Annotated in this window: 25 protein-coding genes and 1 tRNA gene; 19 read left to right on the plus strand and 7 right to left on the minus strand. The window is 69.2% G+C overall.

Annotated features, from left to right (window positions below):
• The coding region (locus F8271_RS06405; RefSeq protein WP_151488726.1) for a glutathione S-transferase family protein at positions 1–1,000 on the minus strand (1,000 nt) is incomplete at its 3' end.
• A 42-nt stretch (positions 1,001–1,042) separates the two neighbouring features.
• On the opposite strand from F8271_RS06405, the gene F8271_RS06410 reads away from it, so the two are divergent.
• From F8271_RS06410 to F8271_RS06455, 9 genes are all read left to right on the plus strand, one after another.
• Positions 1,043–1,471 (plus strand): ester cyclase, encoded by a 429-nt coding sequence (locus F8271_RS06410; RefSeq protein WP_151488727.1) that lies wholly within the window; start codon positions 1,043–1,045, stop codon positions 1,469–1,471.
• A gap of 383 nt (positions 1,472–1,854) precedes the next feature.
• Entirely contained in the window at positions 1,855–2,466 is a 612-nt protein-coding gene (locus tag F8271_RS06420; RefSeq protein ID WP_151488728.1) for an NADH-quinone oxidoreductase subunit I, read from the plus strand.
• 25 nt (positions 2,467–2,491) lie between these two features.
• A complete protein-coding gene (locus F8271_RS06425) occupies positions 2,492–3,049 on the plus strand; it encodes an NADH-quinone oxidoreductase subunit J (protein WP_151488729.1) in 558 nt (185 codons plus the stop codon).
• Positions 3,046–3,399, plus strand: coding sequence for an NADH-quinone oxidoreductase subunit NuoK (gene nuoK / locus F8271_RS06430; protein WP_151488730.1), 354 nt, complete (start codon positions 3,046–3,048; stop codon positions 3,397–3,399). The genes F8271_RS06425 and nuoK overlap by 4 nt, the downstream gene beginning before the upstream one ends.
• Entirely contained in the window at positions 3,396–5,330 is a 1,935-nt protein-coding gene (locus F8271_RS06435; protein ID WP_151488731.1) for an NADH-quinone oxidoreductase subunit L, read from the plus strand. The genes nuoK and F8271_RS06435 overlap by 4 nt, the downstream gene beginning before the upstream one ends.
• Positions 5,327–6,835, plus strand: coding sequence for a NuoM family protein (locus tag F8271_RS06440; protein ID WP_151488732.1), 1,509 nt, complete (start codon positions 5,327–5,329; stop codon positions 6,833–6,835). The genes F8271_RS06435 and F8271_RS06440 overlap by 4 nt, the downstream gene beginning before the upstream one ends.
• A gap of 55 nt (positions 6,836–6,890) precedes the next feature.
• Positions 6,891–8,375 (plus strand): NADH-quinone oxidoreductase subunit N, encoded by a 1,485-nt coding sequence (locus F8271_RS06445; RefSeq protein WP_151488733.1) that lies wholly within the window; start codon positions 6,891–6,893, stop codon positions 8,373–8,375.
• 111 nt (positions 8,376–8,486) lie between these two features.
• Positions 8,487–9,362 (plus strand): zinc metalloprotease HtpX, encoded by an 876-nt coding sequence (gene htpX, locus F8271_RS06450; RefSeq protein WP_151488734.1) that lies wholly within the window; start codon positions 8,487–8,489, stop codon positions 9,360–9,362.
• Between the two features lie 144 nt (positions 9,363–9,506).
• Complete coding sequence (locus F8271_RS06455) at positions 9,507–10,766, plus strand: MFS transporter (protein ID WP_151488735.1); 1,260 nt, start codon at positions 9,507–9,509, stop codon at positions 10,764–10,766.
• A 72-nt stretch (positions 10,767–10,838) separates the two neighbouring features.
• Here F8271_RS06455 and F8271_RS06460 read toward each other — a convergent pair whose 3' ends face one another.
• Positions 10,839–11,639: a MerR family transcriptional regulator gene (locus F8271_RS06460; protein ID WP_225854192.1), complete on the minus strand. Its 801-nt coding sequence runs from the start codon at positions 11,637–11,639 to the stop codon at positions 10,839–10,841.
• Positions 11,640–11,710: 71 nt separating this feature from the next.
• Here F8271_RS06460 and F8271_RS06465 point away from each other — a divergent pair, with 71 nt between their 5' ends.
• Together F8271_RS06465 and F8271_RS06470 are read left to right on the plus strand one after the other, a co-directional pair.
• Positions 11,711–12,238: a dihydrofolate reductase family protein gene (locus tag F8271_RS06465; protein WP_151488736.1), complete on the plus strand. Its 528-nt coding sequence runs from the start codon at positions 11,711–11,713 to the stop codon at positions 12,236–12,238.
• Positions 12,239–12,244: 6 nt separating this feature from the next.
• Complete coding sequence (locus F8271_RS06470) at positions 12,245–12,712, plus strand: hypothetical protein (protein WP_225854193.1); 468 nt, start codon at positions 12,245–12,247, stop codon at positions 12,710–12,712.
• 95 nt (positions 12,713–12,807) lie between these two features.
• On the opposite strand, the gene F8271_RS06475 is transcribed toward F8271_RS06470, so the two are convergent.
• The gene (locus F8271_RS06475) at positions 12,808–13,302 is read right to left on the minus strand and encodes a YajQ family cyclic di-GMP-binding protein (RefSeq protein WP_151488738.1); all 495 of its coding nucleotides are present in this window, start codon (positions 13,300–13,302) and stop codon (positions 12,808–12,810) included.
• Positions 13,303–13,449: 147 nt separating this feature from the next.
• Here F8271_RS06475 and F8271_RS06480 point away from each other — a divergent pair.
• Positions 13,450–13,533: transfer RNA gene (locus F8271_RS06480), tRNA-Tyr, on the plus strand.
• A 176-nt stretch (positions 13,534–13,709) separates the two neighbouring features.
• Here F8271_RS06480 and F8271_RS06485 read toward each other — a convergent pair.
• Complete coding sequence (locus tag F8271_RS06485; RefSeq protein WP_151488739.1) at positions 13,710–13,940, minus strand: GntR family transcriptional regulator; 231 nt, start codon at positions 13,938–13,940, stop codon at positions 13,710–13,712.
• Positions 13,941–14,166: 226 nt separating this feature from the next.
• Here F8271_RS06485 and F8271_RS06490 point away from each other — a divergent pair, with 226 nt between their 5' ends.
• Positions 14,167–14,403, plus strand: a complete 237-nt coding sequence (locus tag F8271_RS06490; RefSeq protein ID WP_151488767.1) for a hypothetical protein — start codon at positions 14,167–14,169, stop codon at positions 14,401–14,403.
• Between the two features lie 329 nt (positions 14,404–14,732).
• Here the strand turns inward: F8271_RS06490 and F8271_RS06495 are convergent, their stop codons facing one another.
• The 3 genes from F8271_RS06495 to F8271_RS06505 form a co-directional block, all read right to left on the minus strand.
• On the minus strand, positions 14,733–15,263 hold the full coding sequence (locus tag F8271_RS06495; protein WP_151488740.1) for a hypothetical protein: 531 nt from the start codon (positions 15,261–15,263) through the stop codon (positions 14,733–14,735).
• A 1,468-nt stretch (positions 15,264–16,731) separates the two neighbouring features.
• On the minus strand, positions 16,732–17,331 hold the full coding sequence (locus F8271_RS06500) for a reverse transcriptase domain-containing protein (RefSeq protein ID WP_225854194.1): 600 nt from the start codon (positions 17,329–17,331) through the stop codon (positions 16,732–16,734).
• Positions 17,332–17,881: 550 nt separating this feature from the next.
• Positions 17,882–18,721 (minus strand): GntR family transcriptional regulator, encoded by an 840-nt coding sequence (locus tag F8271_RS06505; RefSeq protein ID WP_151488741.1) that lies wholly within the window; start codon positions 18,719–18,721, stop codon positions 17,882–17,884.
• Between the two features lie 259 nt (positions 18,722–18,980).
• On the opposite strand from F8271_RS06505, the gene F8271_RS06510 reads away from it, so the two are divergent.
• The 6 genes from F8271_RS06510 (at position 18,981) to F8271_RS06530 (ending at position 22,645) form a co-directional block, all read left to right on the plus strand.
• Positions 18,981–19,322 carry a hypothetical protein gene (locus tag F8271_RS06510; RefSeq protein ID WP_151488742.1) on the plus strand — a complete coding sequence of 114 codons (342 nt, stop codon included), beginning with the start codon at positions 18,981–18,983 and terminating at the stop codon, positions 19,320–19,322.
• A 197-nt stretch (positions 19,323–19,519) separates the two neighbouring features.
• Entirely contained in the window at positions 19,520–19,642 is a 123-nt protein-coding gene (locus F8271_RS33770) for a hypothetical protein (protein ID WP_255473648.1), read from the plus strand.
• A 98-nt stretch (positions 19,643–19,740) separates the two neighbouring features.
• Positions 19,741–20,016: a hypothetical protein gene (locus F8271_RS06515; RefSeq protein WP_151488743.1), complete on the plus strand. Its 276-nt coding sequence runs from the start codon at positions 19,741–19,743 to the stop codon at positions 20,014–20,016.
• On the plus strand, positions 20,016–20,252 hold the full coding sequence (locus F8271_RS06520) for a hypothetical protein (RefSeq protein WP_151488744.1): 237 nt from the start codon (positions 20,016–20,018) through the stop codon (positions 20,250–20,252). Before F8271_RS06515 ends, F8271_RS06520 begins: the two co-directional genes overlap by 1 nt.
• A 378-nt stretch (positions 20,253–20,630) precedes the next feature.
• The gene (locus F8271_RS06525; protein WP_151488768.1) at positions 20,631–21,719 is read left to right on the plus strand and encodes an FtsK/SpoIIIE domain-containing protein; all 1,089 of its coding nucleotides are present in this window, start codon (positions 20,631–20,633) and stop codon (positions 21,717–21,719) included.
• Positions 21,680–22,645, plus strand: a complete 966-nt coding sequence (locus tag F8271_RS06530; protein WP_370461872.1) for a hypothetical protein — start codon at positions 21,680–21,682, stop codon at positions 22,643–22,645. Before F8271_RS06525 ends, F8271_RS06530 begins: the two co-directional genes overlap by 40 nt.
• Positions 22,646–22,725: the final 80 nt, after the last annotated feature.

Here is a 22,725-nt window from a genome sequence, read left to right on the forward strand (position 1 = left end):
TGCCGTCGCCGAAGGGGCGGCCACCCAGCGACTCGCGGCCGTGCGGCGTGAGCCAGTTGGACAGGTCCGGGCCGAGCGGCACGATGCCGGTCGGGTTGATGTCGCGGTGCACCTCGTAGTAGTGCCGCTTGATGTGGTCGAAGTCGATGGTGTCGCCGAACCCGGGGGTCTGGAACAGGTCCCGGGCGTACGCCCACAGCACCGGCATCTCGCTCAGCTTCTGCCGGTTGCACTTGAAGTGACCGTGGTAGACCGGGTCGAAGCGGACCAGCGTGGTGAACAGCCGCACGTCGGCCTCGGTGATCGTGTCGCCGACCAGGTAACGCTGGTCGGTCAGCCGCCCGGTCAGCCAGTCCAGTCGGTCGAAGAGCTGGTGGTACGCCTTGTCGTACGCCTCCTGGCTGCCCGCGAAGCCACACCGGTAGACCCCGTTGTTGACGTCGCGGAACACCACGGCGTTGACCTCGTCGATCTGCTCCCGCAGGTGCTCGGGGTAGAGCTGCGGTGCGCCCTCGCGGTGGTACGCGGCCCACTGTGTGGACAGGTCCAGGCTCATCTGGGCGTAGTCGTTGGTCACCACCTGCCCGGTCGGCACGTCCACGATCGCCGGCACGGTGATGCCGCGCTCGTAGCCGGGGAAGCGCTTGAAGTACGCCTCCTGGATGCGCTCGATGCCGAGCACCGGGTCGCGGCCGTCCGGGTCGAGGTCGAAGGTCCAGCTCCGGGCGTCGTGGGTCGGGCCGGCCACCGCCATCGAGATGGCGTCCTCCAGGCCGAGCAGGCGCCGCACGATGATCAGCCGGTTGGCCCACGGGCAGGCTCGGCTGACCGCCAGCCGGTACCGGCCGGGCTCCACCGGGTACCCGTCGCGCCCGTCCTTGGTGATCCGGGTCGCGATGTACCGCTGGTCCCGGGTGAACTCGCCACCCGGCTCGACGTACTTACCGCCTGTTTGCTCGCCCACGTCGCCCTCCCGGTTCGCGCACTGTCCTCTACCCAATCCTTACGGATCTACGGCTGGGTGTCCGGCTACCCTGCCGAGGTGACGGATGTGGAGGCGGCGGCCCGGCGGTTCATCGCCGACGTGTGGAACTCCCGCCGGGAGGAGTCGGCGTACGAGCTGGTCGCCGACGAGTGCCCCGGGCTGGGCGGGACCGGGCCGGAGGCGACGTTGGCCTGGCACCGCGAGCGGCGGGCGGCCTTCCCGGACCTGCGCTACAAGATCGTGGACGTGGTGGCGGCGGGTGAGCGGGTGGCCGTGCACTGGCGGGCGGCCGGCACCCAGGCCGGGCAGTTCGGGCCGGTGCCGCCCACCGGTCAGGTGGTCAGCTACTCGGGTGCGACGTTCCTGCGCTTCGACGCGGCGGGCCGGATCGTCGAGGTGTGGAGCTGCAACGAGCTGTTCCAGCTGCTTCAGCAGCTCGGCGTCGAGATGCTCCCACCGGCCGTGGTCAGCGGACCCGGGGCGTGATCCGGCTGATCGGCAGGTTGATCGGGAAGGGCTCGCCGGTGTCGACGAACGTCGTCCACCGCCCCGTCTTGGTGTAGACCTCGTTCACCGCGTCGATCCGGTAGGTGACGACCTCCAGCGCGCCACCCTCCGTCTCGATCCGCCAGTAGCGCTGTCATGAGATGTGCCGCGACCCACTGGTGCGAGGTTCGAGGAGGCGCTGGCATGAGCAGAATGCCGTCGGGGAGTCTGTCGAGACCATCGGTGGTCCAGCCGCCGGCCGGGGTGTGAAACATGTCCAGTTCGGTCGTCATCGATTCTCCGCGCGGTTCGCGCTTCCCGGGTACACCCTGGGGTCGTCGACCTGTGGGTGGTGGTCGCGCGCGCCGAGGCCACAGGGCAGGATGGTCGACATGAGCGACCCCAGCGAGCGCGGTGACGCCAGCGAGCGCGGCCTTCCCGGCGCGGGCCTGGTGAAGGGGCTGGCGGTCACCCTCAAGACGATGACCAGCCGCTCGACCACCCAGCAGTACCCGGACGTCGCCCCCGAGCTGCCGCCCCGCTCGCGTGGCGTGATCGCGCTGTCCGAGGAAAACTGCACGGTCTGCATGCTCTGCGCCCGCGAGTGTCCGGACTGGTGCATCTACATCGACTCGCACAAGGAGGAGGTGGCGGTGCCGGGTGCCGCCCGCCCCCGCCAGCGCAACGTGCTCGACAAGTTCGACATCGACTTCTCGCTCTGCATGTACTGCGGTATCTGCATCGAGGTCTGCCCGTTCGACGCGCTCTACTGGTCACCGGAGTTCGAGTACGCCGAGTACGACATCAAGGACCTGCTGCACGACAAGGACCACCTCGGCCAGTGGATGGCCACCGTCCCGCCGCCGCCGGCGCACGACCCGAACGGCGAGCCGGCCAAGGAGGAGACGTCCGCCGCCCGCAAGGCGTCCGCCGCACGTCCGGCCCCTTCATCGGTACGCCCGGAGCCCGACGTCGACCCGGGTCCCGCCTCGTGAGCGCCCGAGCCGCTGGGGTGGCCCGGTGACCGGGGCGGATGTGCTGCTGCTCGCGCTCGGCGCGGTGGCGGTCGGTTCCGGCGTGCTGGTGGTGACGACGAAACATCTGGTCCGGGCCGGTCTCTACCTGGTGGTCTGTCTGGGCGCGCTGGCCGGTGACTATCTGGTGCTCGGCGCCGAGTTGGTGGCCTGGGTGCAGGTGCTGATCTATGTGGGCGCGGTGGTGGTGTTGCTGCTGTTCGCGGTGATGCTGACCCGGGCGCCGATCGGGGCCTCCGACGACCTGGACCGGCCCGGCTGGCCGGCCGCCCTGATCGGGGGCGGCGCGGGGCTGGGGTTGACCGTTCTGCTGGTCGACGCGTACCGGTGGGGCACGGTCGAGCTGCCCGGTGCGGGCAGCGCGGAGCGGCTGGGGGAGCAGATCTTCCAGTCCTGGGTGCTGCCATTCGAGGTGCTCTCGGTGCTGCTGCTGTCGGCACTGGTCGGCGCGGTGGTGTTGTCCCGCCCGGACATCGGCCGCCCTCGCCCGGCCGACAGCACGGCCCGCAGCGGGGTCGACGTGACGACCGGGGGTCGCCGGTGAGGCCGGTCATCCCGTACGTCACCGCCGCCCTGCTGTTCGGCCTCGGCGTGTACGGCGTGCTGCGCCGCCGCAACGCCGTGCTGGTGCTGATGGCGGTCGAGTTGATGCTCAACGCGGTCAACCTAATCCTGGTCACCGCCGACACGACCGCCCGCGCCGTGCTCCCGCACTCGGGGCAGGTCTTCGCGCTGTTCGTCATCGTCCTCGCCGCCGCCGAGATCGGGGTGGGGCTGGCGATCGTCCTTCAGCTCTACCGGCTGCGGGCCACCGTGGCGGTGGATGAGGTGGCGTTGACCGAGCCTGCCGTGTCGACGCGGACCGTCGGCCAGGATGTGGAGGCGGGCCGGTGACGGGTCTGCTCGGGGCGTTGCTGCCCGCCGTACCGCTGGTCGCCGGCCTGCTCGGCCTGCTGCTGCCACCGGCCCCGCGGCACCGGGGTGGTGCGGCCGGCGGGGACCGTGCCCGGACGGCCGCCGTGACGCTGGGGGTGGCCGGCGCGGCCGTCGCGTTGGCGCTGGCCGTCGCGCTGCTGGTGACGGTCGACGGTCCGACGCAGACGTCCACCACCTGGGTCGACATCGGCGGGCTGATGGTGACCCTGGGTGTCCGGCTGGACGGCGCGGCCGCACTCGTCGCGGTGGCGGTCACCGCGGTCGCCCTGGCCGTGCAGGTCTACTCGATCGGCTACCTGCGGCGCGGCCCGCACGACGACGTCGACGTCGACCACCGCTACCCGCCGTACGCGGCGCAGATCAGCCTCTTCACCGGCGCCATGCTGCTCGTGGTTGTCGCCGGTGATCTGATCATGCTGCTGGTCGGGTGGGAGGTGATGGGCCTCTGCTCGTACCTGCTCATCGCCCACGACCGCCGACTGGCCGGCGCACCCGCCGCCGCCATGAAGGCGTTCCTGGTGACCCGGGTGGGTGACGTCGGGTTCCTGCTCGGCATCGCCCTGCTCGGCGTGTCGACGGGCAGTTTCCGGATCACCGACGTGCTCACCCACGACCACTCCGGCGCGACGTTGACGGCCGCCGGTCTGCTGCTGCTGGCCGGGGTGGCCGGCAAGAGCGCGCAGTTCCCGCTGCACACCTGGCTGCCGGACGCGATGGCCGGCCCGACGCCGATCTCCGCGCTGATCCACGCGGCGACGATGGTCGCCGCCGGCGTGTACGCGGTGGCCCGCCTCTATCCGCTGTTCACCGCCGCGCCGGTGACGCTGACCGTGCTGGGGGTGCTCGGCGCGATCACCCTGCTGCTCGGTGCGCTCGCCGCCACCGCCCAGGACGACATCAAGCGGGTGCTGGCCTGGTCGACCGTCTCCCAGTTGGGCTACATGACCGGCGCGCTGGCGGTCGGTTCACCGTCGGCGGCGCTGTTCCACCTGCTCACCCACGCCGCGTTCAAGGCGCTGCTGTTCCTCGCCGCCGGCGCGGTGATCCACGCCGTGGGCACCACCCTGATGTCGGAGATGGGCGGCCTGCGGCGCAGCATGCCGGTGACCTTCTGGTGCACGGTGGTGGGCCTGGGCGCGTTGGCCGGTGTGCCGCCGCTGGCCGGCTTCTGGAGCAAGGACGGCGTGCTGACGGTCGCCGAGTCCGCCGCGCTGGAGGGCACCGGCCCGGCGCCGTCCTGGGTGGGCTGGCTGGTCTGGATCGCCGGGCTGGTCGGCGTGGCGGTCACCGCCTGGTACGCGGGCCGGCTGCTGCTGCGGGCCTTTTTCGGCGAGCCCCGGCTGCCGCTGGTCGCCCCGCACGACCCGCCGGCGCTGCTGCGCTGGCCGGTGCTGCTGCTGGCCGTGCCGGCCGCGCTGCTCGGCCTGGCCGGTTTCGTCGGGGCGTTCGCCGACCGGCTGCGGTTCGCCACCGTGCCGGTGGCGGGCTCCGAGGACGGGCTGGTCCACGTCGGGCCGGCGGCGCTGCTGCCGTTGGCGCTGCTGGTGGTCGGGGCGGGGCTGGTGGCGGTGGGCTGGCGTCGGGACACGGCCGCCGATCCGGCGTCCGCGCTGGGTCCGCTGCGGCCGGTCTTCGCCCGCGCGTTCCGGCTCGACGACGTCCAGCGCACCCTCGTCGTACGCCCCGCCCGGGCGCTGGCCCGCGCCGCGCGTACCGGCGACGAGGTGGTGGTGGACGGCGCCGTCGAGGGCAGCGGGCGGGCCGCGTCCGGTCTGGGTGCCGGGCTGGCGGCGCTGCACCGGGCCGCGCTGCCCCGGGCCGCCGCCGGTGTGCTGGCCGGCGCGCTGCTGATCGGCCTGGCCGCCGCCCTGATCGGAGCCAACCGATGACCGTTGGACAGGTGTTGCTGGTGGCCGTCCTGGCGGTGCCGGCGCTGGGTGCGGTCGCGGTGGCGGCGACACCCCGGGACCGGGCGGCCCGGCTGGTCGGCACGATCGCGGCGGCGTTGACCCTGCTGGCCGCCGTGCCGTTGGTGTTCGGTGGGCGGAGTTGGGTGGCGTGGTCGGCGGGCGAGCCGGCGGTGCGCCCGTGGCACCAGCTCGACCTGCCCTGGGTGCCCGGCCTCGAGCTGCGTTTCCATCTCGGTGTCGACGGCATCTCCTGGCCGTTGGTGGTGTTGACCGCGCTGCTCACGCTGCTCTGCTGCGCGTACACGATGTGGCGGGTGCCCGACGGCGGCAGCGGCCGGGCGTTGGTGGCGCTGCTGCTGGTGGTCGAGGTGGGCATCCTGGGCACGTTCCTCGCCCTGGACCTGGTGTTGTTCTTCCTCTTCTTCGAGGTCGTCCTGCTGCCGATGTACGCGATCATCGCCGGCTGGGGTGGCCCGGACCGGCGTCGGGCGGCCCGCAAGTTCACGCTGTACACCCTGTTCGGGTCGGTGTTGCTGCTGGTCGGCGTGTACGTGGTGGTCGCCGCCGCCGGTACCGCCGACGTGGTGGCGCTGACCGGGGGCGACGGGTTGTCCCGGGGTACCCAACTGGCCGCGTTCACCCTGCTGGCGTTGGCCTTCGCGGTGAAGAGTCCGCTCTGGCCGCTGCACTCGTGGCTGCCCGACGCGCACACCCAGGCACCCACGGTGGGCAGTGTCGTGCTCGCCGGGGTGCTGCTCAAGATGGGCACGTACGGCCTGATCCGGGTGGCGGTGGGGGTGGCGCCGGAGGGCGCGCGCTGGGCGGCGCCGGTGCTGGGCGTGCTGGCCGTCGCCGCGATCCTCGTCGGTTCGCTGGTGTGCCTGGCCCAGGCGGACGTCAAGCGGCTGATCGCGTACTCCAGCGTGGGGCACATGGGGTTCGTGCTGCTGGGCGTCGCCACGTTGACCGCCACCGGCATCCAGGCGGCGCTGATCGGCAACGTCGCGCACGGGGTGATCACCGGACTGCTGTTCTTCCTGGCGGGTGCCGTGAAGGACCGTACCGGCACGGGCACTCTCGCCGAGCTGTCCGGGCTGCGGGAGACCGCGCCCCGGCTGGCCGGTCTGCTGGCGTTCGCGGCGGTCGCGTCGCTCGGCCTGCCCGGGCTGGCCGGCTTCTGGGGGGAGGCGTTCGCGGTGGTCGCGGCGATCCAGCGGGGCGGCCCGCTGTGGACGACCCTCGGGGTGCTGGCGGCGGTCGGTGGCGCGCTCACCGCCGCGTACTTCCTGCGGCTGCTGCGCCAGGTCACCCACGGCCGGCCGAGTCCGGCGGTCGGTGGGGTCGGTGCCGGTCTGGCCGGTGCGGAGCTGACCGCGTGGGTGCCGCTGGTGCTGCTGGCGTTGGCCATCGGGCTGGCACCGGCTCTGGTCCTCGGCGTCGCCGAGGCGCCCGTCGACGCCCTGATCGGGGTGGTGTCCCGGTGAGCGCGAGGAGTGCGACGAAGCGGGGCACCGCGGTCGTGAACGAGGGCAGGCGCAGATGAGCGTGGTGCAGAGCGTGGACAGCGTGGCGCTGCTGCCGGCCTATCTGGCCGCCGGCACCGCCGTACTCGTGCTGATCACCGACCTGCTGCTGGCGCGGCCTCGGGTCACGGTCGTGGTGGCCGGGCTGGGCGCCCTCGGCACCGCGGTCGGCGCGGCCCTGGTCGGCGCGGCCGGCGAGCGGCGGACGTTCTGCGCCGGCGCCGACTGCTCCTGGGTCTTCGGCGGACGCGCGGCCCTGGTCGGTGCGGTGGTGGCGCTGCTGACGCTGGGCGTGCTCGGGTTGTCCGCACCCGCGCTGCGGGCCGGGCGGTCGCCGGTGGGGGAGTACTGCTTCCTGCTGGCCTGCTCGATGACCGGCGGCGTGGTGCTCGGCGCGGCCGGCGACCTGATCACCCTGATCGTCGCCCTGGAGACGCTGACCCTGCCGCTGTATGTGCTGGTCGGCCTGCGTCGCGGGAGCCTGGCCAGCGCCGAGGCGGCGGTGACCTTCTTCGTGGTCAGCGTGGTGGCCACCAGCGTGACGCTGCTCGGCGCGGCGCTGCTCTACGCGGTGACCGGCGGGCTGCACCTGGATCGGCTCGGCGCGCTGCTGGCCGAACGACCGGACCTGCGGGACCTGCCACTGACCACCGCCGCGGTGGCGTTGCTGCTGGTCGGGTTGGCGTTCAAGGTGGCGGCCGTGCCGTTCCACGCCTGGGCGCCGGCCACCTACGACGGTGCGCCGCTGCCGGTGGCCGCGTACCTGTCCACGGCGTCGAAGCTGGGTGGGCTCGTCGCGCTGCTGGCCGTGGTGCAGCGGGCGCTGCCGGCCGACCAGACCGGCCCGGTGCTCGCCGTGCTCGCGGTGCTCACCATGACCGTCGGTAATCTGGTCGCGCTGCGTCAGCGGCGTACCGTCCGGTTGCTCGCCTGGTCGTCCGTCGCGCAGGCCGGTTACATCCTCGCCCCGCTGGGCGCGTTGGCGCTCGCCGCCGGCCGTACGGGTGAAGCCCGCTCGGCGGCGTACGCGGCAGCGGTGGCGTACGCCGTGTTCTTCGTGCTGCTGGAGCTGGCCGCGTTCGCGGGGGTGACCGCGCTGCGCCCGGTGGGGGCGGACGGCGGCACGCTCGACGACCTGCGCGGGGCGGCCCGCCAGCACCCGTGGCGCGGCGTGGCGCTCGGTCTCGCGCTGGTGGGCCTCGCCGGCCTGCCTCCGGGGCTGGCCGGGCTGTTCGCGAAGGTGACCGTGGTCCGGGCGCTGCTCGACGGTGGCGCGGGTTGGCTGGCGCTGGTGGTGGCGCTGAACGCGGTGATCGGGCTGGCCTACTACCTGCGCGTGACCGCCGCCCTGTGGGCGCCGTCGACACCACCGACGGCGGCGGGCGGCGCGGTGGCCGTACCCCTGGTGGGTGTGGCGGCGGTGGTGCTGGCGGTGGCCACGGTGGCCGCCGTGGTGGTGGGTGTCGCCCCGCAGTTGGTGCTCGACCTGGCCGGGCGCTGACCTGCCGATCCAGTCTCAGTGAACTCTCAGCGTTGAGACGGATGGTTGACGGGTACCGGGTTGTTGGACCGGTCAGCGGATCCCGGCGATCCGTGCACCGAAGGAGAGATCGTGCACCACAACCGTCTGAAGACCGCCGCGCTGCTCGGCCTGCTCACCGCCCTGATCCTCGCGGTGGGCTACGGGTTCGGCGGCAGTGGCGGCCTGGTCATCGCCGTCCTCATTTCCCTGGTCATGAACGGCATTTCCTACTTCTACTCCGACAAGCTCGCGTTGCGCTCGATGCGCGCGCAACCGGTCAGTGAGGCGCAGTTCCCCGAGCTGTACCGGATGGTCCGTGAACTGGCGGCCGAGGCCCGGCAGCCGATGCCGCGGCTGTACGTCAGCCCGACCGCGCAGCCCAACGCGTTCGCCACGGGTCGTAACCCGCAGCACGCGGCGGTCTGCGTGACCCAGGGCATCACCGAGATCCTCGACTACCGCGAGCTGCGCGGCGTGATCGGCCACGAGCTGTCGCACGTCTACAACCGCGACATCCTGATCTCCAGCGTGGCGGCCGGTCTGGCCGGCATCGTCACGTTCCTGGCGAACATCGCCTGGTTCATCCCGCTGGGCGGTGGGGACGACGAGGATTCGCCGAACCCGGCCGTGCTGCTGCTGACCCTGATCCTGGGTCCGATCGCGGCCACCATCATCCAGCTGGCGATCAGCCGGAGCCGCGAGTTCCAGGCGGACGCTTCGGGTGCCGAGTTGAGCCGCGACCCGCTGGCCCTGGCCAGCGCACTGCGCAAGATCGACGCCGTGGCCCGTCGGCGCCCGCTGCCGGCCCAGGGCACGCTCACCAGCACCGCCCACCTCATGATCGCCAACCCGTTCTCCGGTGGCGCGGTGGCCGCGCTCTTCGCCACCCACCCGAAGATGGAGGACCGGGTCGCCCGCCTGGAGCGGATGGCCGCCAACTCGGGGCCGGTGCAGTTCCAGCGCTGACCCGCTGATCCTCACTCCGCCCGTACCCGGTCGCCCCGGCTGCGGGCGGAGTGCTGTGTCGGGGCCGATATCCGGTACCTGGGGGCAAGCGTCGGCGTTAGGGTCGTAACGGCTCACGCTCATTACATCCTTGGGAGGTTCACGGTGGCCGCGCTGCGTCAGTACCTGGGTGTCTGGCGGATCCCCGGCGCGCCGATGCTGCTGGTCACCGGCATCATCGGGCGTCTCGGGATCGGCATGACACCGCTGGCGCTGCTGCTGGTGGTCGAGCAGGTGACCGGGCGGTACGCGCTCGCCGCCGTGGCGGGCGGCATCTACGCCATCGCCGGTGCCGCGCTCAGCCCGGTGGCCGGGCGGGTCGCCGACCGGGTCGGCCCCAGCCCCGTCCTCCTGGTCACCGCCGTGGCCCACCCTCTGGCGCTCACCGGGCTGCTGCTGGCCAGCCGGTCGGGCGAGGACGCCCTCGCGGCCATCTACCTGGCGTCCGGCGTCGCCGGGGCGACCTACCCGCCGCTCACCGCCGCCATCCGCGGCGCGTGGAACGAACTGACCAGCCCCGCCTCGGGCCGCTCCGCCCTGCGCAACACCGCGCTCGCCGCGGAGACCACGCTGTTCGAGATCGTCTTCGTGCTCGGCCCACTGCTCGTGGCCGGCTTCGTGCTGGTCGCCGACGCGGCGGCGGCCCTGATCGGAGCGGCCGTGGTCACCCTGGTCGGCACCACCGCCGTGGCCCTCGGCCAGGTGATGCGCGGCTGGCGGCCGCACCCCCGCGAGCACCAGGCCCGAGGGCTCGGCCCACTGCGCGTCGCCGGCTTCCCGGCCCTGCTGGTCTGCGTGGCCGGCCTCGGCATCGCGTTCGGCGCCGCCGGCGTGACCGTTCCGGCGTACGCCAGCGACTACACCACCGACGATCCGGAGAGCCTCGCCGGGCTCCTGCTGGCCGTGTGGGGGATCGGCAGCGCCGTCGGCGGGTTCTGGTTCGGCGTCCGCCGTCCGGCACCGAACATGACCCGGCAGTTCGCCGGGCTGCTCGCCGCGCTGGCCGGCACCTTCGTGGTGTTCGCGGTGATGCCCACACCGCTGGCGCTGGGCATCGCGCTGATCGTCGGCGGTGCCACCATCGCTCCCGCGCTGACCCTGGAGAACACCCTGGTCGGGCGGATCGCCCCGACGGGCATGCTGAACGAGGCGTACACCTGGGTGGTCACCGTCGCGGTGGCGGCGAGCGCCGCCGGCGGCGCGGGGGCCGGCCTCATCGTGGACCACGCCGGCGGCGTGCCGTGGGCGTTCCTGTTCGCCGGGGCGGCGGTCGCCGTCGCGGCCGGGGTCGCCGCGCTGCCCGCCGGGCCCATCGCCCGCGCGGAAACATCGGCGGTACGCGCCGAAGAGCCGGTCGCCGTCTGATCAACTCGGGTTCCTGCACACCGCGGTGTGCCGCCAAAGCGGATGCCCCGACATCAGGAACCCGGGTCGATCTCAGCGTGCCGCGGGGATGGGCGGCGGATCCGGAAACGGCAGCGGGCACCATGAGGTGCCGGCGCAGTCCACCAGGTCGTCGCAGCCGGCCTCGACAGCCGCCCGCAGGGTGTCCCGGACGGCTGTCAGGTCGACCAACCTCCGCTCCACCTCGGCCAGCTTCGCCCTGGCCCGGGCGGGCAGGCCCGCACCCGGCTCGTGCCGCCCCGCGTCGAGCAGGTCGGCCACCTCACCGAGGGTGAAACCGAGGCGCTGGGCCGTCTTGATGACCCGCAACCGGGTGACCGCGTCCGCCGGGTACAGCCGGTGCCCGCCGGGTGAGCGCCGAGGCGCGCTGAGCAGGCCGCGACGCTCGTAGTAGCGCAGGGTCTGCGGATTCACCCCCGCCGCGGTCGCCAGCTGACCGCTGCGCAACCAGGGCGCGTCCGGCGCCGGCGTGCCGCCTCCCGTTGGGGTGCCGCCGCTTCGCACCCGTTCGGTGAGGGCGTCGAGGATGCCGACGTGCGAGGCCGGCACCCGCGCCTCCATGGTCACCGCGTCCGGGCCACTCCGGGTCACCTCGAAGGTGAAGAACGAACAACACGCCGACTCCCGGGCGGCCAGGTCCCGTACGGAGCGCTCCGCCTGCTCCGTACCGGTCAGGTGCAGCCGCAGGCGTTGCGCGGACGGCCGGTCGAACCACCGGACGGCCTCGGCGAAGAGACTGTCAAACTCGGCGAGGCGGACCGGCCGCTCCGCCGTGGGTAGGCTGCAGGATTCAGGAACCCAGGCGTCGTCCGCCGCAGGGCGTTCGTCGGTCACCATCCGACGGTAAGCCCGTACCCGGGTACCGGTTGCAAGCCGCAGCCTGACCCGTCGATGAGAGGGGAACCATGGCCAAGCTGCTCTACTCGGCGACGGCATCGCTCGACGGCTACATCGCCGGCCCCGGCGGGGACATGTCCTGGCTGACCGAACACCTCGCCGGCGACAACCCGACGGCGGACCGCCTGCTGGCCGACGTCGGCGCGATCCTGGCCGGCAACCGCACCTTCGGCGGCGACGACCCGAACCGCGGCACCGAGAGCGAAGGCGCGTTCGGCGGCCAGTACCACGGACCGGTGTTCGTCCTGACCCACCGGCCGCCGGACGAGCCATCCGCGGATGTCACGTTCGTCGGTGACCTCGACAGCGCCGTCGCACAGGCCAAGGAGGCCGCCGGCGAGAAGTACGTGAACATCCTCGGCGCGGACGTCGCCAAGCAGTGCCTCCGCGCCGGGCTGCTCGACGAGATCCTGATTTTCTTCGCGCCGGTGCTGCTCGGGGACGGCGTACGGATGTTCGACGACCCGGGCGGGGAACAGGTGCGCCTGGCACCGATTCCGGGCGAGACCGCACACTGGTACACCGTCGTCCGCTGAGGTCCGGTGGCCGCGCCTGCCGAAGAGCCGGGCAGCGGTGCGCGGGGCACCCGCGCGGACCGGGAGTTCGACGATGATGGCCGGATGGACCGCTTCGGAGATCCTGAGACGGTGGTCGGCCTCCGCATGACCACCCGTCAGTGGCGCCACCTGGACGGCGCACTCGACAGCGAGATCAGCGTCGCGGCAGAGAACGGTGATCCTCGCCAGGTCGTCTCGGCGGCGAGCACCATACGCAGAGCGGGGTGGAGGCAGATCGCTCACTGGATCCCCGATGTTCCCGGCTCCGGAGACTGGCCGCCGGACGACGAGGAGATCGTCGTCCATCTGTCCCGTGGGGACTGGGCGCTGGCCGCCGAATGCGCCGCGCACTGGGCCGCTGTCGTCGGCACCGTGGGGCACGAGCAGGAGGCCGCTGTGCTGCGAACCGTCCAGGCTCTCGTCGTCGATGGGCTCACCGCCGGATCAGCCTGATCGGTATCCCGTCTCCGACACTGCCCGACCGCCCCGGACGTTCACCCGGGCAACGGGACGTTGGCCGGCCTGGCCACCAGGCCGGCCGCTCGCCGTCAGCGGTAATTGGTGAACTGGAGGGCGACGCCGAAGTCCTCACCCTTGAGCAGCGAGATGACCGCCTGGAGGTCGTCGCGCTTCTTGCCGGTGACCCGCAGTTGGTCGCCCTGGATCTGAGCCTGGACACCCTTGGGACCCTCGTCGCGGATCTTCTTGCTGATCGCCTTGGCCTTGTCGGTCTCGATGCCCTGGATCACCTTGCAGTCGATCTTGAAAACCTTGCCGGACGGCCGCGGATCGCCAGCGTCCAGCGACTTCAGCGAGATGTTCCGCTTGACCAACTTCTCCTTGAACACGTCCAGCGCAGCGGCGACCCGCTCCTCGGTCTCCGCCTGAAGGCCGATCGCCTCCTCGCCGGACCAGGAGATCTCCGCGCCGGTGCCACGGAAGTCGAACCGCGTTGCGAGCTCCTTCTCCGCCTGACGGAGGGCGTTGTCGACCTCCTGGCGGTCGACCTTGCTCACGATGTCGAACGACGGGTTCGCTGCCATGCTGATGCTCCTGCTGTCCGGCGGTCTGGGCCTGTTGTCGGCCACCGACCAGCGGCACGACCCCCTGACCGTACCCGGTTGCACCAGGCCCGGGGGGAGCCGCTATCCTTGCTTCCGCCGCCGCGTTGCGACGCGGTGGGGTGCCCTGGCGGGTTGCCCGAGCGGCCAATGGGAGCGGACTGTAAATCCGTCGCGAAAGCTTCGAAGGTTCGAATCCTTCACCCGCCACCAGGTGCACGAACGGCCCTGTGAGCAGCAGAGATGCTGATCGCGGGGCCGTTTTGTTGATCTGGCCGAGTCCAGTGCGGTCCAGCCACCTACGAGCCTCTACGGGAACATGGCGGGAACGCTGATCCCTGGTGCAAGGGCTAATGAGCGGGTGCGTCCTTCGGTGGTCCGCCGTCTGCTCAGTGCGGCTTGACGAACGTGCCCTTCCCGGGCACCACGTAGACCAGGCCCTCAGCGACCAACACCCGAACCGTGTGCAGGATGGTGCCGCGTGCAAGGCCGTACTCCTGTTGGAGCCGGACCACGCTCGGAATCGGCCGGTTGGGCGGCAGGTCTCCGCGCTCGATCTGCTCGCGCAGGATCGCCGCCAACTGTTGGTAGACCGGCACCGGTCCTTCGGGGTCGATCACGTCTCGACGGTATTTGGGCATAGAAGGCACTGGTCAGGCTTGGTAGACCATGGACCACCATGTACCGGTTGGGATATGGTGCGACTACCCGCTGTGCTGGTCGTAGAGGATCCGAACTCGCCCTGGTGCGGCGGTACCCCTGCCCGGCTGGGCTCCTTCGACTCGGCCGGGCAGGGCAACCTTCGAGCAGGAAGGGACGTCCGTGCCTGTCGAGTCGCACGTCCATATGTGGGCTAGGCCGCAGCCCCGCTCACCCAAGCCTGGCGATGAGCTGTGGATTGACCGCGAAGCTTCGGTGCAGTTCGTGGGGCAGCGGTTCAGGTTCCGGGTGATCTCGGTGTGCCCGAAGCCGACCTATCGGGGCTGGGCGTGGCTCACGGGCTACCAGCTCGACGACCGGGGCAACGCCGTCGACAAGCGGGAGATTTTCGTTCAGCTAGCCGGCCTGCACCCCGCCGGGTGATCGGCGTAGCGCCCCTGCACTGGCTTTGCTATCCCGTCACCGTCGTCCCACACATCGTGGAGCGGGTCTGCCCTCCTGGACCAAGGTGGAGCACTCCACGACTGAACGACCTTGGTCCAGGAGGGCGGATCTGCTCGGCTCTGCCTGGGACGACGGTGACGGGATGGCGCCCCTCAACCACTCCCTCACCGCGACTCCTGGTCATCCCTCGCCATCCCGGAGCCCGAGGCCCCCGCCGGAGGCACGCTCTGACGTCGAAGGGCCGGATTCCCTGGTCAGGGGCCGGCCCTTCAGTCTGCGTCGGGTCAATACTCGGATAACTCCGCGGCTCATCGGCAGGCGTCGGCGCGAACGTGGCCACCACACCACGGGTACGGGTCGACGCTCCAGACCCGCCACCCTCCACCGTCACGGCGCGTCTCGAACTGCCACGGACGCGGGGTGCCGGTCATCGCCAGGCCGTCATCGCCCCACCACACCGCTTGAACGGGAGTTACCACCTGGGCGCGGTCGTCGCCCCGGTCCTCAACGTCGAACACGCCCGCGCTGACCTTCGACGGCTGCGGGTCGGTCCGAGTGATGTCGCGCCGGATGTCGCGCCACTCGTCGAGGAGCTCGTCTCGCTGCTGCGGTGCCAGCACCGCCCGTAGCCCGATTTCCTCCCCGGATGACAGGGCCAACATGAAGACGTTCACGGCCGCGTCTGGTGCTTCCTGTCCTCTGTCTGCTTCCGCTGTTTTCACGGCGAACCAGCTCACACCAGCGGCAGCCGGACCGCCCACGCAGAGAGCTAGCCCGATCACAAGATAGATCACCCAGCGTCGCGGCCGGCGGCGTCGCGGTTCCTTCCCCAAGATCACCTGCCGTACGGTAGCCCAGCCGCCGAATGACGACCACGACGGCGCTGCGGCATCCCTGCCAGAGTGAGCGGTCACCGCGACTCGGCAACCGGGTGACCACGCATCTCGGTCTTGAAAGCTGAGCCACAGACGAAGCCGGAAACGCGCCCAGCAACCCCGAGCCCGACGCACCCGTCGTGCCCACTGCCGCGCGGGCATTCGATCGAGACCGGCGCCAGAACTGCGCGTGCTCCTGGTGGCCATCGCCGCCGGCCTGGCTTGCCCCGTAGCCATGTCTACGGCTCTCCAACACCGCGCCGTGTGCGCCGGGGCGTGACCGGCCGCCAGGCCGCACGCGCGCCCCGGTGCGACACGGCGGCGGGCCGAAGGCCCGCCCTTGACCAAGTAAAGAAAGTTTGAACACACACCATGCTTCAGCCGTTCACCCCGGGTTTCCTGGACAACACCGGCGAAGCCCCTCGCCGGCCTGCTGCAGGCTCCTTGCCTGAGCCCTGCTGCATGAACCACTGCCCCTCGAGTTACGTTATACGGATGAGGATGGCACGTAAGAACGTGCCCGAAGATAGCGTTAATCGCGGCAAGGAGTGAAGCATGCCACTCGACACCCGTCCGATACCATCGTGGCGTCAAGCTCATGATAGATATGTCGCCATCATGAATGATTTCGCCTCGAGACTCGAGGTCGACCCCCTGATGGATCCAAATACCGCCGCCGGGTGGGCGCGGCACTATGGCCTTTCCGGCGAATCGGACCTTGGAGAGATGATAAATGGCATTAGGGCTAGTGGGCTGAATCTTACCTCATCGCGGACCGCGAATACCCTTGCCTGGTATCTCGAAGCAGATCCTCAAGCGAGGCTAGTTTCACAATTTTTCGCGGATCGTGAGAGTTCTCCGGGCCTGACCGAAAACCAATTCGTTCAAGCCAGACAGGGAGCGGTTAGCCACATTGCAGGTACGCAGCCAGGCGCTTTTGGCACACTGCTTCGCACTCCTGGAATGAACGGGCAACTTGCGCCGAGGTACCGGGATGCGCATAGGAATTATTTGACTCTCCAGGCAGCTCCCTTGGTGAGCCTGAACGCCACCCATATTCAAAGCGCGGCTAGCTCATCGGCGGTTAATCAATATCACGGGCACGGGCACGGGCACGGAGCCGGTCACGGATACGGACAGGGCCATTGAGCAATTCCGCGCAAGCGGGCGGTAACGGTCAGTGAGCCTTTCCGAGTAACGGCCTGTCCGTCTGGCAGGCAGGGTCGGGTTGCCCGGAGGGATCTCACCTCCGGGCTCCCACGGAACGGAGCGTGACAGTCTCCCGTCACTCCGCTCGTACCACCCTGGCCGTCATCAGAGGGTTACGGGCCCAGGCCCAGTGAGCGAAGTAGCGTGGGTGCTGCGTGATGAGGCGTTCCCACATGATTCGCGCTTTGCGGCGTGGTCGTAGCCGTCGATATTTCTTGCGGATTCAGCGCACCAGGTAGGAGTTGATGCGCGCCAGGAGTGTGTAGAGCTCGGAGCGGTAGAACCGTCCGTAGTAGCTCATCCACCCGCGTACGACGGGGTTGATCATCTCGGCGAGTTCGGCCCAGCTCAGGTCCAGGCGGCGGTGAATCTGCCAGCGTCGGACGGTACGGCTGAGTCGCTTGAGAGCGTCCTTGCTGATCGCCGGGAGGAACGCGGTGAACACGCGCCCGTGGCGATCTTTGGCCCCGCGAGGACGGAACGTGTACCCGAGGAACGTGAACGAGGTGTCCGGATGGGCGCCTCGCCGGTTGGTGTCCTTGCAGTACACGATCCTGGTCTTGTCCGGGTGCAGGCGCAGCCCGACCTCGACCATCCTGTCCTCGATCGCCTGGCGCACCATGCGCGCCTGGCGTTCGCTGGCGCAGTGCACCACGACATCGTCGGCGTAGCGTTCGAACGGCATGGACGGAAACGTCCGGACCATCCAGGTGTCGAACGCGTAGTGCAGGAACAGGTTCGCCAGCACGGGTGAGACCGCGGATCCTTGCGGGGTTCCCCGGTCCCGGGGTTGCAAGCTGCCGTCGGGCGCAAGATGGCGCATCTTGCACACGGCTAAGAAACGCGTCGTAGGTGCCGGACGACCATTCTCGCAGCTTCGGCCACCGAGACGGAGCCGGTGTCGATTCTGATGTCTGCATACGGTAGGCGAGCTGTTTGTTCAACCGCCGCGAAGCGCTGGGTATCGTCTCCTGTTCGTCGAGACCGAATGCGATCATAGAGTATGGCCGGCTGGCAATACAGCTCTACCACCGTCCAGCGCGCTTCTAGCGGAGAGTCATCAGCTATTGCCTCAACGGCTTCAACCTGGCCAAGGTGGACAACTGGGACGCGGCCCGAGCTCCAAATCTGCTCGACTCCTGGGCGATCAACGAAGTATGTCGAGCCGTATCGACTGTTCTCCCATAGAATCATTCCCGGACTTCGGCGCAGAGATTCGGCTCGCTCTTGGCTAATCATCCGATAGCCGCTAGTCCTTCCACTGCCGGCCTTGAGTCGCATGAAGTGCTCGAACACGGGTTCACTGCGGACGAGCTCAGCGGTGAGCGTGTCCTTGCCGGTGGCTGGAGCGCCGTAGAGAATCAGGCCATTTCTCACGGCTGCGCCAGCTTGCTAAGCAGCTCCGCTGCCTGGTCTTGCAGTGGCTTAGCCCCTGCGGAGTTGTCAACTATTACATGCGGAATATTTGGCTCAAAAGCGAGATCGAGACGACTGACGTATTCCGCCCAGTTTCCAAGCTTGTAGTCATCCCGGGCAGCCCCGCGACGCCGGATATACATTTGCATAGTCTCAGCGTCGCAGCGCACCCAGACGACTTGGAGCCTGCCATTGTGGGCCGCAACGGTAGCCGCCAATCGGTTACACCACGCTTTATCGCGAAGCTCCATAATAAAAGGCGCTGTCACGATCACTGACGAGCCACATTGCAAGTTCTCCGTCATGGCGGCAAGCAGGGCTTCGTATTCAGCCGGCCTAATGACTGTCAGATAGGTTTCCGACTCCCGATCATGCGGGGACTGCCCCAGGCGCTCAAGCGCGGCTTCAACCACTGGCCGCGTGATCGTGTCCTTGTCGAGGATCGCCCAACCCGCTTGCCGGGCAATGATGCGCCCAAGCTCCGTCTTGCCCGAGCCTGCGTAGCCCCCAATGAGGATTACCCGAGACCCCGCCTTGCTTGCGGCCCCTTCGGGGTTGTTGACGATTCGACTGGACCGCGCACGGTTGATGACCAGTCCTTCGTCCGCAAGGATCGACATTGCCCGATTGATTGTGGCAACGCTGGTCTTCCAAGACTCAGCGAGTGCCCTGGTGCCGGGTAGCTGCCGGCCGTGAGCGAACCGGCCAGCCTGGATGTCGTTCCGGATCGCCTGCGCGATAACGAGAGCGCTCGTTCCCCTCTGTAGCACGTCCTGCGGGTCTGGCTGGGCGGTCATCGGACTCCTTGTCTTAGCAACTGGTCGCCTAGCGACGAGGGCGCTCCCTGCCGGCTTGCCCATCAAGTTCTCGCAGCTCAGACGGCATGAACATGAATCAGAGTGTATCTGTTGACCCACACTGAATCAACCTGTTACGCTCTGTTCCAAGCTGCTCCGCTCTGTTACACCGGGCGGAGCGGGCGGGGACGTAGTGCCCGGCTGAAGCCGACGAGACACGCGAGAACAACGAGAGACAAGCCGAAGGAGAACGAGCGAGATGCGGAACATTCCGGTGAACCTGGCTGGCTTCAAGCTGCGGGTGGTGGAGGAGCCGTCGATCAAGGTGGATCAGGACGGGAAGGTGAAGATGGCGTACGGCACGACTGATCCGCTGTACGTGGTGGGTGTGTTCGCCAAGCCGCTTGCTACCGAGGACGGCTACCGGGGCAAGGGTGATGAGTTCAAGGTGACGTTGGCGGCTGATCCGGGGCAGATCGATGAGGGTGCGGTGGTGGAGCTGATCGGCCCGACGGTGTCGCACTGGGAGAACGAGGGCCGCTCGGGGCTGTCCTGGAAGGCGCAGGGCCTCAAGCCGGTCACCAAGCCGGCTGCCAAGTAGAGCCTTTCGCCCCGCCCCTTTCCTGGTGGGTGACCCGTTCGAGTCGGGTCGGGGCACTTCTTGTCAAGGCAATACGGCCCTGACTGGGTCGCATCCTGGACGAGCTTGCTATTTGAGAATTCCACAGTGGCTAGATTCTTGCCTAAAATCGTTCATTAAACAATTCATTGAATAGATTTTTCGGGAGGGAGGTTTTGATGTCTGATTTCGAGTTGATCCTTATCGGCCTGTTGTTGGTGTCGGTGTTGGTGAATGTTGGTTTGATTCGTCGTGAGACGCGGCGTTGGCGTCGGGTGTGGCGTCTGTCCGGTCGGGAGTAGTCGCCTGGTCGGTGGTTTCTATCCGCCCTTGGAGCACGTTTTCGGGGGCGGGTGGTGCCCACCGAATGTGTGGGGTTCCGATCGGAAAGGGGCGGCGTGTGGATGTGGTGCCGGAGATCGTGAAGTCGTGGACGGGCCGGTCTCGCTATGAGGCGCTGGTCGGCAACGCGCAGGGTTTGGCGTTGCTGCTGGATGGGGTGAGCAGCCTGATCAAGGCGTGTGAGCCGCCTGCGGGGGCGGTGTACCAGTTCGCGGCTCGGGTTGAGGATTTGGAGGATGCGCACAAGCAGACCGTTGACGTTCTGCGGGCGTTCATGACGCGGGTGAAGACGTACGAGGCGGATTTGATCGCGAAGCCATGGAAGGTGAATTGATGTCCTACCGGGTCAGTGACACCTATGACGGTATTGATCAGGCGATGCGGTTGCTTCGCGGGTCGATGAAGGGAATGCCTGAGCGGTACCGGTACATGAAGCATTACGACGATCTTCGTCGGGCGGTGGCGGTGCTGCTGATCCTCCTGGAAGAAGCGGCTCCGTGGATGGAGGAGACCGACAAGGCGAAGCAGGCCACGACGCGGGCGAGGAAGTTGTTTGCGGCGGTGCGCTGACCGGTAGTTGTTCGACGGAAAAGGCCCGGATCGGTTGTCTGGTCTGGGCCTTTTCCGTGTCCAGGTTCGATATGAGTTTCTGAATTTTTGAGGCGGTGTGTGGTAGTGGGGAAGCAGCGTAATCAGGGGTGGGAATGGCGGTTCGCGGGTTGGGCCGCGCGGCATCCGGGTTTCGTGGCCGCTCCGGCGGCGGTGACCGCTGGTGTCGCGCACTTCGGGCCGGCCACGACTGGTGGTGTGGCGGCGGGTGTGCTCGCGGCGGGTGTGGGCTGGTACCGGGGTCACCCGGACTCGTGGGCGAGGGTGGCGGCACCGAGGTTGCGGGCGTGGCGGCGGCGGTGGCTGTCGCGGGTGTACGTGGGTCCGGCGTGGGCGCGGGTGACCGAGGCGTGCGGCCTGGTCACGGTGCACCGGGTCACCGGCGTGATCAACACCCCGCGCATCCTTCGGATTCGGTCGCACTCGCCGTCCACGGAGACGGTGTACGTGCGGCTGCTGCTGGGCCAAACCCCGAAGCTGTGGGAAGAGGCGGCAGAGGCCCTGGCGGTGGCGCTCAAGGCAGAGCGGGTCGGTATCGAGAAGGTCCGTCCGCAGGTGATCGCGTTGATCGTGCAGCGCTCGGAGCCGTTCGGGCAGGTGATCGTTCCGCCGGACCTGCCGGGAGACGCGGACGCGGCGAGCCTGGCCCGGGTGTATCTGGGTGAGACGGAGTACGGCAACGACTGGCACGCGCCGCTGATCGGTCAGCACTGGCTGATCTCCGGGGCCACGGGTTCGGGGAAGAACTCGGTGACGTGGATGGCGTTGCGGGCCTGCGCGCCGCTGATCCGTGACGGCCTGGTCCGGCTGCACGTGGTCAACCCCAAGGGCACTGAGTTGAACGCTCTGCGGTCGGTGTCGTACCGCTACGCCGAATCCGACGCCGACATCGTGGACGTAGTGTCCGGGTTCTGGAGCGTGATGCAGGACCGTAAGAAGGTCCTCGCGGAGCAGGGCCGGCGCACGTTCGAGATGTCCCGCGCAACACCCCTCGATCTGTTGATCATTGACGAGCTGGGGGCGGTGACCGGATACGGTGACCGGTCACTCACCAAGGGCGTGCAAGCGGTGTTTCCGCTGATCCTGTCGCAAGCTCGCGCCCTGGGCGGCAGCGTCATCGGCGCGCTTCAGGAGCCCACCAAAGACGTGATCCCGCAACGGGACCTGTTCTCCCTGCGGGTGTGCCTGCGGGCCACCTCGGCCGGACACGTCGACATGGTCCTCGGTGAGGACATGCGCCGCCGGGGCGCTCTGGCCGACGAGATCCCCAACGAGGCCGCGTCGGCCGGTATCGGGTTCGTCGTCAAACAGCGCTCTCGAACCCCGATGCGGGTGCGTGCGGCGTACTGCGACGACGCCGACATTGCCGAGCTGGTGCGGGTCGCCGGCTGGCCCCACACCGAACTCAGCACCACGGCGGCGGGGTGAATCCCTTGCCCAGCAACAACAACAGCGACACCACCGCGCGTGCTCCGCGTCCGGTTCGGAAGCTGACCAAACGCCTCGACGTCGCTCGTCAGCTCCACGAGCTGGAAAAGGATTCCGCGCTGGACATCGTGGACATCGAACGGCTACGCCAGAGCGTCACCCGCTGCCTGTGGCTGTTCCTCGCCCTCGGGTCGGTGTTCACCACGACCGGCGTTCAGGACTTCCTCGCCGGGGACCTTAGCCCCGCCGATCCGGTGTGGTGGGGCTGCTGGGGCGTCGAACCGTGCCTGGTCGGCATCCTGATCACGATCCTGCGATGGGAAGCCGCGATGATCGCCCGAGAGATCACCATCGACTCCCGGGCCGTCGACTGGCTGAAACGGTTCTTGCTCGGCTCCACCCTCGTCATGAACGTGATCCCGGCGGTGTTTCCCCGCGAAGGCGGCGTCAGCGCGGGCATGCTCGCCGCGCACCTCATGGTCCCGATCCTCGTGTTCTTCCTGGCCGAAGTCATGCCGATCGTGCAGGCACGCTGCACCCAAGCACGACGGGCCGTCACCCTCACCCCAACCCCGGCACCAACCCCGGTCCCGACTCCGGCTCCGACTCCGGTCCCGGCTCCGGCTCCGGCTCCGGTCCCGGCTCCGGCTCCGGCTCCGGCTCCGGCTCCGGCTCCGGCGATCGTGCCGGCCGGCATGGCGGAACCGGTCGCCGTGGCACCCGCTCCCGCCGCTGCTGTGCAACCTGCGGCCTTGGACGGGCTGGGAATCCCGGTCGGGATGCAGGCCCAGATTCAGCGACTCGTGACCGAGCTGGACACGCCGGTCACTGCGGCCGACATCCAGCGGGCTACCCGGCTTCCCCTGCCGATCGCGACGCGGGTTGCCGAACGGTTCACCCCCGCGCTCAACGGCCACGCGCACTAACTCACCACCGGTACGGGCCTGCCGTGCTTCTGCGCTCGCACGGCAGGCCCCGCCTCACCCCTCACCCCCCGTTGTTCGAC

The organism is Micromonospora sp. ALFpr18c (assembly GCF_008868155.1).
In the GTDB taxonomy this organism is placed as follows: Bacteria; Actinomycetota; Actinomycetes; order Mycobacteriales; family Micromonosporaceae; genus Micromonospora.